A 12646-nucleotide genomic window follows, 5' to 3' on the forward strand; every position below is an offset into this window, starting at 1 on the left:
CACGTGTGTGGACGACCACAACGCTCCGTATGCCGCCGGCATCCCTCACCGACCCCTCACGAATCGGGAATCGGGGGCCGACAGGCCAGATCGGGGGACGTTTCGACAGATTCGTCCCCCGATCTGGCGTGCCGGCCCCCGAAGTGGGCGGGCGGAATGCGTCCTACTTCACCGAACCCGCGGTGAGCCCGCCGACGAGGCGCTTCTCGATGAGCATGAACAGGATGACGACGGGCAGGATCGCGACGAGCGAGACGCCGAACACGTACTGCCAGCTCGTCTCGTACTGGCCGACGAACTTGGTGAGCGCCACCGAGAGCGGCTGGTTCTTGTCGGTGGAGAGGATCACGAGCGATGCCGCGAACTCGTTCCAGCAGGCGACGAACGTGAAGACGATCGCGGTCACGATGCCCGGCCACACCAGCGGCAGGTTGATCTTGAACAGCACCGTGAAGCGCCCGGCGCCGTCGATCTGCGCGGCCTCGTCGATCTCCTTGGGGATGCCGGCGAAGAACGAGTGCATGATCCAGATCGCGAACGACAGGTTGAACGCGGCGTTGATGAAGATCATCGCCGCCCAGGTGTCGCCCATGCCGAGGACGGTGAACTGGCGGAACAGACCCGAGGTGAGCACAGCCGGCTGCAGCATCTGCGTGACGATCACGAGGAACAGGAACACCATGCGACCGGGGAAGTGGAACCGGGCCGTGTAATAGGCGGCGGGCAGCGACACCGCGAGCACCAGCAACGTCGCGAAGACGGAGATGATGATCGTCGAGACGAGGTTGAACGGCAGCGGCGTCTCGGGCGTCGCCCACATCGTGATGAAGTTCTCCCAGTGCCACTCGGTCGGGAGATACGTGGGGTTCACCGAGCGGATCTGCGGCTTCGTCTTCACCGAACCGAAGAACATGATCAGGTACGGGAGCACGAAGATCAGGAGCACGAGCAGGCCAGCGGCCATGCGCAGGATGACGCGGGGCAACGACACCTGATCCTCGGTGTAGCGGCGCTTGCGTCCGATCTGGGGAGCTCGAGCTCCCGTGCCGCGGGTGGTGACGAGGGCGGTCTCAGTCACGGTCATGATCAGACCTCCTTCATGGGCTTGACGGCCTTGACGTAGATCGCGACGATCACGATCACGATGAGGAAGGCGACGACCGACAGCGCGCTCGCGACGTCGACCTTCTTCTGCAGCTCGATGTACTTGAAGATCATCGTCATGATCGTGTCGGCGCCGTAGCCGGGGATCGACCCGGTCATGACCTTCAGGATCGGCAGCGAGTTGAACACGTTGATGATGTTGATGAGGACGGCGACCGCGAGGGCGCTGCGCAGCTGGGGGACGACGATCGTCCAGTAGGTGCGGGTGGCCCCGGCTCCGTCCATCTTCGCGGCCTCGAGAGTGTCGGAAGGCACCGTCTGAAGGCCGGCGAGGATCGTGTACGTCGTGAACGGCAGCGACACGAAGATCGCGATGACGATCGACCAGATGAACGCGGTCAGCGGGTTCTTGGTCCAGCCGAAGCCCACGGGGTCGCTCGACAGGCCGAGGTCGTACAGGAACTTGTTGAAGATGCCGAAGTACGGCTCGAGGCTGTAGTAGAAGACCATGGTGGTCATCACGACGGACGCCGCCCAGGGGATGATGACGGCCATCCGCACGATCTGCCGGCCGGGGAAGGCCTTGTTCAGGATCTGGGCGAGCCCGAGCGAGATGAGCACGGTGAACAGCACCACCACGACCACCCACACGATGGTGCGGAAGAAGATCGGCCAGAACTCGGCGAAGGCGAACACGGTCGCGAAGTTGTCGAAGCCGACCGAGCCTTTGTCGAGGCCCGAGAGGGAGATGTCTCGGGTCGAGTTGAAGAACATCACCCCGGCGGGGAAGAGGACCACGCCGATGATGAGCACCAGGGCCGGTGCGATCCAGGGCAGCGCCTGGAGGAGGTCCTTCAGGCTCGGCCTGCCGCGCGCGGCGCCCGAGGTCTTCGGGGCGCGGGAGCGGCCGGAGGCCGCCCCCGCGGGGACGGAGGGGGTGGCTTTCGCCGCCCCCTCGAGGTTCGAGGACTCTGTCGTCTGGCTCATGGTTGTACCCGAACCTCTCCGTCTCTCGAGGCTCAGCCTGCGTCGACCTGTGCCTGGATCTGCTTCAGCACGTCAGCCGCCGGCTGCGACTGGAGCTGACCGAACAGCGACTTGAACGCGCCGTCGGCGGCCGACCACTTGGCGTTCGTCGAGGGGTAGAACTGCGCGTCGGGCAGCACGTCGAGGAACGGCTTGAGCTTCTCGTCGCTGTTCAGCTGCTCAGCACCCGACTTGGTGACGGGAAGGAATCCTTCGGCCTGCACCCACGGCACGTAGACGTCGGCGGAGTAGTAGTAGTCGAGGAAGGTCGTGATCGCCTCCTGCTTGTCGTCGTCGTTCTTGAACGCCATCAGCTGGTCCATGACACCCAGCGTGAACGGCGAGCCGTCGGCTGTCGGGATCGGAACGATCGAGTAGTCGAGGTCGGGGTTGCCCTCTTCGATCTGGCCCACCGTCGGCGGGAGACCGACCTGCATGCCGATCTTGCCCTGGATGAAGATGTCCATCAGCGGCGAGCGGTTGGTCGAACCGGGGTCGGCCTGGGTGGCTCCGGCGTCGATCATCTTCTTGATCTGCTCGGCGCCGGCGAGGTTCTCAGGAGTGTCGATCGTGATCTCGGATGCGTCGCCGAACGAACCGCCGCCGCCCCAGAGCCACACGGCCGCCTCGGCCTGCGCCTCTTCAGATCCGAGCGGCATGCCGTAGCCGGCCACGCCGCCGCCGAGGGCTGAGACCTTGGTCGCGGCATCCAGCAGCTCGTCCCAGTTGGTCGGAGCCTCGACGCCGGCCTGCTGCAGCAGCGCGTTGTTGACGAAGAGCGCACGAGCCGATGCGATCAGCGGCAGGGCGTACGCCGTGCCGTCCACCTCGGCGTTCTTCAGGAACGCGTCCTGGAAGTCGGAGTAGGTGTCGTCGGAGACGACGTCCTTGGCGGGGTAAAGAAGGTCGTCGCCGACGAAGCCGGCGAAGGGGCCTCCGTTGTAGATGTCGGGGGCCTCGCCGGCCTGGATCTTGGTGGACACGACCTTCTCGAGGTTGTCCCACGACTGCACCTCGAGCTTCACCTTGATGTCGGGATTCTCCTTCTCGAATCCCTTGATGACGTCTTCCCACAGACCCTTGGTCGCGTCGGAGTAGCTGGGGACGAGCAGGTCTAGCGTCGTCGCGCCGCCCTCGTCGCCACCGCCACCGCCCGAACCGCCGAATCCGCACGAAGCGAGTGAAAGGGTGGCGACGGCTGCTACCGCAGCTGCGCCGAATCGCAGTGACTTCTTCATGTGTTGCTTTCCTCACTGTGTGTGTCCGCCGCTTCGGAGGAGAGCGGCGAGGGTGCCCTCCGATGGAGCGGCAGGGTGCCTCCAGCAGAGCGGCGATGGTGCACAGCCGCGAACACTCACGCGACGGTGCGTGTGATCCCGCTCCTCACGGAACGGAGATCGCAGAGCCGGGGTGGGCTCTTGGTGACCTCTTCGTCCACGGAATCGGCGGAGAGGCGGTGGAACTTGTTCGATTATTTGTCAAGGAAACGAACAAAAACAAGAGCACGGTTGCATTCATTTCCTTGAGCGCAATACTATGATCGAATCACGCATAGAACAATCACAATCACGCAAAGACTTTGAAGGGGTCGATCATGACCGACGTTCTGCCCGGCGCGCACATGCGCGCAGAGCTCATCTCGCAGCCCGAGGCCTGGGCCCGCGCGGCCGATCTGCGCGATGGCCAGGCGCTGCTCCCGAACCGCGGCGCCCGTGTCGCCGTCGTCGGCTGCGGCACCTCGTGGTTCATCGCGCAGTCCTACGCCGCGCTGCGCGAGAACGCGGGGTTCGGCGAGACCGACGCTTTCGCCGCGTCCGAAGCCTTCGTCGATCGCGGCTACGACGCGGTCGTCGCCCTGACGCGTTCCGGCACGACGACAGAGGTGCTCGAGCTCGTCGACAGGATCAGGGGACGCATCCCGACGATCGGAGTGATCGGCGATGAGTCCTCGCCCCTCGTCTCCCTGGTCGACGAGGCCGTGCTCATGCCGTTCGCCGACGAGAAATCGGTCGTTCAGACCCGCTTCGCGACCACCGCCCTCGCGCTGTTCCGCGCCTCTCTCGGAGAGGACCTCGCGAGCGCCATCGCCGATGCCGAAGCCGTGCTGGCGGGCACGGATGACGACGGCCTGCGCGATGCCGAGCAGTACACGTTCCTCGGTCGTGGCTGGACCATCGGACTCGCGCACGAGGCGGCTCTGAAGATGCGCGAATCCTCGCAGTCGTGGACCGAGTCGTACCCCTCGATGGACTACCGTCACGGCCCGATCGCGATCGCCGCCCCCGGTCGTGTCACCTGGCAGTTCGGCGAGGCTCCCGAAGGGCTCTCGGCTCAGGTCGAAGCCACGGGAGCGCGCTTCGTGCAGCATCCGATCGACCCGATGGCAGATCTCGTGCGTCTGCACCGCGTCGCCCTCGATCGAGCCGTCGTCCGGGGGCTCGATCCCGATCAGCCGCGCAACCTCACGCGTTCCGTGATCCTGGATGCATGATGTCGACGCCCGAAGGCGTCGGCATCCCTGACGTCGAACGCGACACCACCGGTGAGAAGCTGGCCGCGGTGCGCACGCTCGGCGCCGGCGCGCCGGTGCTCGCCTTCGACGTGGGCGGAACCGACATCAAATCCGCGCTGTTCGACGTGAACGGCACCGCGCTCGGTCTGCGTCGCACGCCGACGCCGACCGCAGAAGGCGATCGCACCGCCGTGATCATCGAGCGTCTCGGTGTGCTCGCCACCGAGCTCCGGGCCGCGCATCCCGACGTGGTGCCGCAGGCGGTCGGCCTGGTCGTGCCGGGGATCGTCGACGCGGATGCCGGCATCGGCGTGTTCGCCAGCAACCTCGGCTGGCACGATTCGCCGCTCCGCGACCTCGCGAGTGCGAGGCTCGGCCTTCCCGTGGCCTTCGATCACGACGTCCGTGCAGCGAGCTGGGCGGAGCATCGCCTCGGCGGCGCCCGTGACTACGCGGACGCGGTCGTCCTCGTGATCGGCACCGGCATCGCCGGCGCCGTGCTCGTCGGGGGAAAGCCGTACACCGCGGGCGGCTACGCCGGCGAGATCGGGCACTCGCCGATCGCCGACGGGCCCGAGTGCGCATGCGGCGCTCGTGGCTGCCTGGAGGCCGTGGCCTCGGCCGGAGCGCTCGCTCGCCGCTACCGCGAGGCGACGGGCGTGACGCCCGATGGCGCGAAGGACGTCATCGCGCGCGCGGCCGCCGGAGATCAGGCTGCTGCGGACATCTGGAGCTCCGCCCTCGACGCACTCACCCTGTCGCTCGCGCAGCTCACGGCGGTCCTGGCCCCGCAGGCGGTCGTGATCGGCGGTGGCCTGTCGCGCGCGGGCGGTGCGCTGTTCGATGAGCTCCGCGCACGGCTCGAGGCGCGACTGAGCTTCCATCGCCTGCCCGTCCTCGTCCCGGCCGAGCTCTCCGGCAACGCCGGCCTCATCGGCGCTGCGCTGCGGGCCAGGGAGCTGACGTGATCCTCACGGTCACCCCGAATCCCGCGCTCGACCTCACCTGGCACGTCGAGCACCTGGCCTTCGGCGGTTCGCACCGAGCGGATGCCGGCACCGCCCGGGCCGGCGGCAAGGGCCTGAACGTCGCGAGGGTCGTTCACGCTCACGGCGTCCCGGTCGCCGCGATCGCCACGGTCGGCGGCGGCACAGGCGTCGAGTTCGCCGCCGAGCTGAGCGCATCCGGCGTCCCGCACGTGCTGGTCGAGGTCGCGGGAGCGACCCGACGGAGCATCGCGGTCGTCGACGAGCAGCGCGGCGACGCGACGATCGTCAACGAACGCGGCGTCAATCCGTCGGATGCGGAGTGGGCGGCGCTTCTCGCCGAGGTCGTCGAACGGCTGCCGAGCGCGTCTGTGCTCGTGATCTCGGGCAGCCTGCCACCCGGTGCGCCGGACCAGCTGCTGCCCGTGCTCATCGGGGCCGGCCGCGATGGCGGCGTCCCCGTGATCGTCGACACCTCCGGGCCCGCGCTGCTGCGCGCCGCGGATGCCGGAGCATCCGTCCTCAAGCCCAACGCCGCCGAACTCGCCGAGGCCACAGGCATCGCCGACCCGCTCGAAGGCGCTACATCGCTCATCGACCGGGGCGTCGAACTGGTGCTGCTGTCGCTCGGCGCCGAGGGGATGCTGGCCGTGACGGCATCCGGCGCACTGCACGCGCGCCTCGACGCACCTCTCGCAGGAAACCCGACCGGCGCCGGCGATGCCGCCGTCGCGGCATGCGCCGTGCTGTTCGCAGAGGGCGAGCGCGATTCCGAGCGCATCCTGCGCCGCGCCACGGCATGGTCGGCGGCCGCCGTGCTCATGCCGCTCGCCGGCGAGATCTCCGACACCTGGCCCGAACTCGAAGCGCGCGTGACCGTGCGACCGTACTCACCGAAGGACCCTGAATGACCCTCGTCTCCGCCCGCGAACTGGTGAAGGACGCCGCGAGCCGCGGCTCCGGCATCGGCGCGTTCAACGTGATCCACCTCGAGACGGCTGAGGGTCTGGTGCGCGCCTCGGAGCAGGCGCAGCTGCCCGTGATCCTGCAGATCTCGCAGAACTGCGCCGACTATCACGGCGGTCTCGAACCGATCGCACTGGCCACGCTCGCGGTGGCTCGCCGCTCGTCGATGCCTGTCGCGGTGCACCTCGACCACGCCGAGCGCCCCGAGCTCGTCGACGAGGCGATCGCGCTGGGATTCGGCTCGGTGATGTTCGACGGCGGTGCACTGCCCTATGACGACAACGTCGCCCTGACCGCAGCTGTCGCCGAGCGGGCGCACGCGGCCGGCGTCTACGTCGAAGGCGAGCTCGGCGAGGTCGGCGGCAAGGACGGAGCGCATGCGCCTGGTGTCCGCACCGACCCCGACGAGGCACGGGCCTTCGTGGAGGCGACGGGAGTCGACGCGCTCGCCGTGGCGGTGGGCTCGTCGCACGCCATGCTCGATCGCTCCGCATCTCTCGATCTCGAGTTGATCGCGCGGCTGCACGCCGCCCTCGCGGTCCCTCTCGTGCTGCACGGCTCCTCCGGAGTCGCCGACGCAGTCATCGCCGATGCCGTACGCGCCGGCATGACGAAGATCAACGTCTCCACGCACCTGAACGGGTTCTTCACGCGTACGATCCGAGACGCTCTCGGCGCCGACGACTCGCTCGTCGACTCGCGCAAGTACCTGAAGCCCGCCCGGGACGCGCTCGCCGGGGAGGCCGCGCGGATGCTGCGATCGTTCGCCCTAGAGTCGTAGTCATGAAGCGAGCCGCGCGTCTGAACGCGATCCTCGATCTGCTGGCCGCGTCGGGGGAGGTCACGGTCGAGGACCTGGTCGAACGCTTCGGTGCGTCGCAGGCCACCACTCGACGTGACCTCGACAGTCTCGCCGAGCAGCGCCTTCTCACGAGGACCCATGGCGGCGCCGTCGCCCAGGCCGTCGCCTACGAGCTGCCGATCCGCTACAAGAGCCACCTGCGCACCCAGCAGAAGAAGGCGATCGCCCAGGCCGCGGCCGAGCTCGTGCTCCCCGGCATGGTCGTCGGCCTCTCCGGCGGAACCACGACGACGGCCATCGCCGCCGCACTCGCCGCGAGGGACGATCTCGCGGAGGGCGGCGGCATCACCGTCGTCACGAACGCCGTGAACATCGCAGCCCAGCTCGCCACCCGCCCCGACATCAAGGTCGTCGTGACGGGCGGAGTGATCCACTCGCGCAGCTACGAGCTCGTCGGCCCGTTCGTCGAACAGCTGCTGCGCGGAGTGCGCCTCGACATCGCCTTCATCGGGGTGAACGGGATGGATGCGGCATCCGGCGCCTCCACGCAGGATGAGCGCGAGGCTGCCGTGAACCGCATGATGGCCGAGCGAGCCCGGCAAGCCGTGGTCGTGACCGATTCCAGCAAACTCGGGATCACGGCATTCGCCTCCGTGGGCGAGGCCGAGCTCTTCCCCGTGGTGCTGACGGATGCCGACGCCGACGCCGCCACTCTCGCCGCGCTACGCGAAGCGGGCTACGAAGTGCGCACGGCCTGAGCCCTGGCTCGGCGACCGGATGAAACCCGGCGGGGGTGCCGCGGTTGCAACCGCGGCACCCCCTGAGTAGTCGGTGTCCATGTCGTGTCCCTGCACTCCCCAGTGCACAGGTTCCCCAGTTCGACTGCGCCTCCCGCGCTCCGCCTTCTCGAAGCCCTTTCGCATCGGCACCTTCCGAAGATCAGGAGCAGGTCAGGCCGCGTCTGATACATCGAATGGAGAAATTCTTCAGAATCCGCTGCCGTGGCATTGGAACGGCGCATGAAGGCCGGTGCTGCGAGATGCCGCGGCCAGCGCATCCGCAGGATCCTCGCCTGCCGCGAGGCCCGCATGCACGGCTGCGAGCAGCTCTCCGGCCACAGCATCCGCCACGACCACCGGTGCGGCGATCACGCACCGCGTGCCGGCGTGGAGCCAGACCCGGGTCATGCCGAGCGCCTCTTCGCCCCACCGCACGGAAGAGCGGCCGAGCTCGCACGCCGACAGCACGACCGTGGCCGGAGTCTGCGGAATCAGATCGATGTCGTAGCCGAAGAGCGCGCCGTCGGCGAGCTCGAGCCCCGAGAACAGCGGGTTGTCGGTGGCGTGCCGCCCATGCGCGGCGATGTGCAGGACGTCGCTGCGCGCGGCGAGATCGGTGACCGCGTCGACCTGTGCGCCGTCGCCGGTCAGCACCTCGGCGACCTCCCAGGCGTCGGCCGCACGCCGCACCTCTTCCTCTGCGCGCGGTACCCGCGGGCCCGCCGCGAAGCCGGCCGTCGCGGTCAGGGCCTCGCCGCCCACCTCCGTCACAGCTGAAGCGGGGCGTCGACGAACGTGGTCGCCGTCGCGGTGCTCGAGCCACCGGGAGACCGAGGTCGCCAGCGTGAACGGCACGCCGTGCAGGCTCGGCAGCATCGCCCACGGGATGCCGCCGAGCACACCGGGCACGGTCAGGGCGAAGCGCCCCGCGTCGACCCCCAGCGGCACGATCAGTTCGCGGTCGAGACGCTGCAGGCGATCGGCGAGCGAGCGCTCGACCGGACCGGCCATCGGCCCTCCGCGGGTGAGCGCGGCGACGTCGAGGTCGGCTCGCAGACCGTCGAGAGCGGCCTGCACGCGAGGCCAGTCGAGAGCGACGGTCCATGAGGCGGATGCCGTCGCCACCACACATCGCAACTCCGCGCCGGTGAACACGTAGGCGAGAATCGCGGTGTCATCGCCGAGCAGCGCCTGGGCCTCGGAGAGCCCGATCCGATCTCGGCTCCCCGAGGTGCCGGTTCCCGACCACTGGCGTTCCCGCACCCGGTCGCGCAGCGCTCGCACGCGTGCGTCGGCGGTCCAGTCGGAACCGGCGAGGTCGGCGCGCAGCATCCGCAGCTCGGCGAGATCCGCCGAGAGCCCGTCATCGTGCGGCGGGCGCACAGGAGCGACCTGCTGGCTGAGGTGGCGGGCGCGCTCCGACCACTCGAAGAGAACAGCAGGGTCGCCCGATCGGGCCGCGGCCCGGAGACCCGCGAAGATCAGTTCGGTGCCGTGCATCGCCACCGAGGCCTGAAGGTCGAGAGCGCCGAACGACTGCTGCCACGCCGTGAGCAGTTCGAGGCCCGCCGCCGCGTCGCGCCGTGCCTGCGCATCGCGCCCGACGCTCGAGGCGCGCACCGCCCGCACTTCGAAGGCGCGCAACCGCAACGGCGTCGGGGCGTCGGCGGCGAGGCGCGGCATCCGCCCGTCGTCGACGAGTCGCGAGGTCAGCGCCAGCGCGGTCGCCTCGGTGCGGAACCCCGCTGTGCGCAGAGCGGATGCTGTGCGCGCGAAGTCCGCGGCCGCGGTGGGGCGCGAGGCTCGCACCCGCGCCTCGAGCCGCACGGCGTCGGCTCGGGCCGCCCAGCCCTCGTTGCCGAGGCGGGTGAAACGGCGCGCCGCCGTGGCGGCCGTGCGCTCAGCGGCCGCGACGTCGTGTCGCAGCTGCGATCTGGCGAGATGGAACTCCGCCTCACCTCGGGCCTGGCGCATGCCCTGCGCCCCGAACTGCTCGGCCACCGTGGCGAGCAACTCTTCGGCCTCGGTCGTGAGGCCGGCATCGCGCAGCACCTCGGCGCGGTCGAGGTCGCTGATGGCGGCGGCGAGATCGCTCGTGGCGGCGAGAGTCGGTCGCGAACGGGTCATCGACGCGAGCGCGGTCACCAGGTCGCCGCCCAGCAGCGCGGCGTAGCCCAGGTTGTGGCGTGCCTCGGCGAGCGGTTCGTCCTCCCCTCGGGATTCGTAGATGGCCGCGGCCCGTTCGAGATCGGCGACGCATGCGGCGAGCTCGTGCAGCTGCATCCGCGTCACCGCACGGTTCACGAGAAGGTTCGCGAGTTCGGTCGTCTCGGCGCCGACCTCGTCGGCGTCGCCCGAGTCGGCGGCGGCGTCGATTCCGTCGATGGCCAGCGTGAGCATCGCCTGCGCCTCATCGAGGCGACCGGAGTGCAGCAGAAGTGTGCCGAGCTGCCCTCCGAGCATCGCCGTCGTCTCGGCGCTCAGACCGGGCCGGGCGAGGGCTTTGCGAGAGAGCCGCTCGGCGTCGCCGGGGTGCCCGGTCTGCGCGAGGACGTAGGCCAGAGTGCCGTCGATCCGCGCGCGCAGGTCGTGATCGTCGGCACGGGCCGATGCTGCGGTCAACGCGCGTCGTGCCTGGCCGAACCTCCTGGCGTTCGCCGCGGTCACTCCACGGCGGTGCAGTTCGGCGGCAGACAGGGGCATGTCCCCAGGATGGCGTGCCCGAAGCGCCGGGGGAAGTGCGCGGCGCTCGAGATGTTCCGCGTTCGCCGGCTGTGAGCAGCGCGAGGTGGCTGATCAGCCGGCCGAGGGGCGTCTCCGTCGACGTCGGAGCGCGCCCGCTGTGCCCGTGATCAGCCCTGAACCACCGGCGTGGGCAGTCCCTCCAGCACCTTCTTGACGACCTCTGCCGCGGTCGAGGTCTTCACCCCCGAGAGGGGAACCGCGCCGAGCTGCGCCGCGATCCGACCCGCGACGTACGGGGCCGCGAACGACGTTCCGCTCCACACCGCGAAGCCACCGCGGTAATCGTCAGGGTCGAGCGTCTCCCGGCTGAGCCCCGCGAAATCTGCTCTCGACGACGCCTGTTCTCCGCCGACGAAGGCCGGTGACGTGCTCACGACAGCGGCGCCGGGTGCATACACGCGCACCCACGGGCCGACGTTCGAGAACAGCGCGACCGAGCAGGAAGACGGATTGAGCGCGCCCACCGATACAAGGGGAGCGTCGTCATCGCGGGGGATGCCGTTGTCGGCGCCCGGCCACGCCCACAGCGAGGCCGGGAACGACGGGCGGTCGATCGCGTCGTTGCCCGCCGAGCACACGACGACGCAGCCGAGCTCGCGCGCCCTGGTCAGCAGGGCGTTCAGGGTCAGACTGAAGAGCCCGTCGGTGGGCGTCTCGTGGTAGTACCCGAGAGAGAGGTTGAGGACGTCGATCGGATGCCCGGTGCGCGGGTTCTCGCGGTGCCGCCGCAGCAGCTCGACGACCTGCGCGAGAGTGTCCAGGAATGTGCTCTCGTCGACGACGCCGAGAGCGCCGGCGATGCGGATCGACAGGATGTCGGCATCCGGCGCCGCCTGGCGGATGACACCGGCGATGAAGGTGCCATGCCCGGCCACCGCATCGATCTCGCCGTCGAGCTGCCCGTACAGATCCGGGTAGCGCTCCGGATCCGCGTCGTCGGTCAGCCCGACCGGCACCCCGTCGACGTCGACGTGCTTCGTCACGATGTCGTCGGGAAGCCACTCATGCACGCCGCATCCGGTGTCGAGCACCGCGACGACCGTTCGGCGGCCCTTGCGCGGGGCGGGGCCACGCAGCGGCGCCGGGCCGAGCCAGCTCACCGGCTGCCGAGCACCGCGCCCCGGCTGCAGGTAGTCCTCGCTGCCCGCGGCTCCCCCGGCGCCCACCGGGTTCGTGCGCGTGAACGGATTCGTTCGCGTGAACGGGTTCGTCCTGGTGAACGGGTTGAGTCCCACGGGGTCGATCGACAGCACGTGCTCGAGGCTCGTGCGGGGCATGGGCGAACGAGAGATCCTCCGCGCGCGCTGCAGCACGCGCCAGGCGTCGGGTGCCACGGGCGATTCGCCGCTGCCGGCGTCATCGGGCGTGGTGAGACGGGCGCGCACGAACCAGGGGATCTCGGCGGTGAGACCCCGCCGCTGCGCGGGCTCGTCGAGGATCAGCTGCCAGCCGAACGACGCCGCCGCCTCGTGCAGGGTCTTGACCTCGCGGTCGTAGGCGCCGTTGTCGTCGTCGTGCGTGATCAGCAGCCGCTCGGGCAGGTATGCGGTGGGGAAGGCTCGGATGCCGTCGACTCGTTCGACATTCGGATCGAGCGCCGTGCCGCGGCGGATCGATCCTTCCGCGCGATCCTGCCAGGTCCATCCCTCGGGCTGCTCCATCGGTCGTTCCTCTCATGGCGGGCGTGCCCGCGGTGTCGTCGTCGGATGCCGGTCAGATGCGGGTG

10 protein-coding genes are annotated in these 12646 nt (G+C 69.4%); 5 read left to right on the plus strand and 5 right to left on the minus strand.

From position 1 onward, the window contains the following. Positions 1 to 163: 163 nt before the first annotated feature. The 3 genes from QFZ53_RS03290 to QFZ53_RS03300 are packed head-to-tail and all read right to left on the minus strand — an operon-like array spanning position 164 to position 3368. The gene (locus tag QFZ53_RS03290; protein WP_292906826.1) at positions 164 to 1084 is read right to left on the minus strand and encodes a carbohydrate ABC transporter permease; all 921 of its coding nucleotides are present in this window, start codon (positions 1082 to 1084) and stop codon (positions 164 to 166) included. Between the two features lie 2 nt (positions 1085 to 1086). Beyond that, positions 1087 to 2091, minus strand: a complete 1005-nt coding sequence (locus QFZ53_RS03295; RefSeq protein ID WP_307293437.1) for a carbohydrate ABC transporter permease — start codon at positions 2089 to 2091, stop codon at positions 1087 to 1089. 32 nt (positions 2092 to 2123) lie between these two features. Next, positions 2124 to 3368, minus strand: coding sequence for an extracellular solute-binding protein (locus tag QFZ53_RS03300; RefSeq protein ID WP_292906830.1), 1245 nt, complete (start codon positions 3366 to 3368; stop codon positions 2124 to 2126). A gap of 356 nt (positions 3369 to 3724) precedes the next feature. On the opposite strand from QFZ53_RS03300, the gene QFZ53_RS03305 reads away from it, so the two are divergent. Genes QFZ53_RS03305 through QFZ53_RS03325 form a run of 5 tightly spaced genes read left to right on the plus strand, consistent with a single transcriptional unit; the run spans position 3725 to position 8154 of the window. Then, entirely contained in the window at positions 3725 to 4621 is an 897-nt protein-coding gene (locus QFZ53_RS03305) for an SIS domain-containing protein (protein ID WP_307293440.1), read from the plus strand. Continuing rightward, positions 4618 to 5610 (plus strand): ROK family protein, encoded by a 993-nt coding sequence (locus tag QFZ53_RS03310; protein WP_307293442.1) that lies wholly within the window; start codon positions 4618 to 4620, stop codon positions 5608 to 5610. Before QFZ53_RS03305 ends, QFZ53_RS03310 begins: the two co-directional genes overlap by 4 nt. Next, positions 5607 to 6539, plus strand: coding sequence for a 1-phosphofructokinase family hexose kinase (locus QFZ53_RS03315; RefSeq protein WP_307293444.1), 933 nt, complete (start codon positions 5607 to 5609; stop codon positions 6537 to 6539). Before QFZ53_RS03310 ends, QFZ53_RS03315 begins: the two co-directional genes overlap by 4 nt. Beyond that, the gene (locus QFZ53_RS03320) at positions 6536 to 7375 is read left to right on the plus strand and encodes a class II fructose-bisphosphate aldolase (RefSeq protein WP_307293446.1); all 840 of its coding nucleotides are present in this window, start codon (positions 6536 to 6538) and stop codon (positions 7373 to 7375) included. The genes QFZ53_RS03315 and QFZ53_RS03320 overlap by 4 nt, the downstream gene beginning before the upstream one ends. A 2-nt stretch (positions 7376 to 7377) precedes the next feature. Then, on the plus strand, positions 7378 to 8154 hold the full coding sequence (locus QFZ53_RS03325; RefSeq protein WP_292906840.1) for a DeoR/GlpR family DNA-binding transcription regulator: 777 nt from the start codon (positions 7378 to 7380) through the stop codon (positions 8152 to 8154). 228 nt (positions 8155 to 8382) lie between these two features. Here QFZ53_RS03325 and QFZ53_RS03330 read toward each other — a convergent pair whose 3' ends face one another. Both QFZ53_RS03330 and QFZ53_RS03335 read right to left on the minus strand, forming a co-directional pair. Then, positions 8383 to 10878, minus strand: coding sequence for a CHAT domain-containing protein (locus QFZ53_RS03330; protein ID WP_307293450.1), 2496 nt, complete (start codon positions 10876 to 10878; stop codon positions 8383 to 8385). Positions 10879 to 11027: 149 nt separating this feature from the next. Next, positions 11028 to 12581: a S8 family peptidase gene (locus QFZ53_RS03335; RefSeq protein WP_307293453.1), complete on the minus strand. Its 1554-nt coding sequence runs from the start codon at positions 12579 to 12581 to the stop codon at positions 11028 to 11030. Positions 12582 to 12646: the final 65 nt, after the last annotated feature.

It is taken from the genome of Microbacterium natoriense (genome assembly GCF_030816295.1).
GTDB lineage: Bacteria > Actinomycetota > Actinomycetes > Actinomycetales > Microbacteriaceae > Microbacterium > Microbacterium natoriense_A.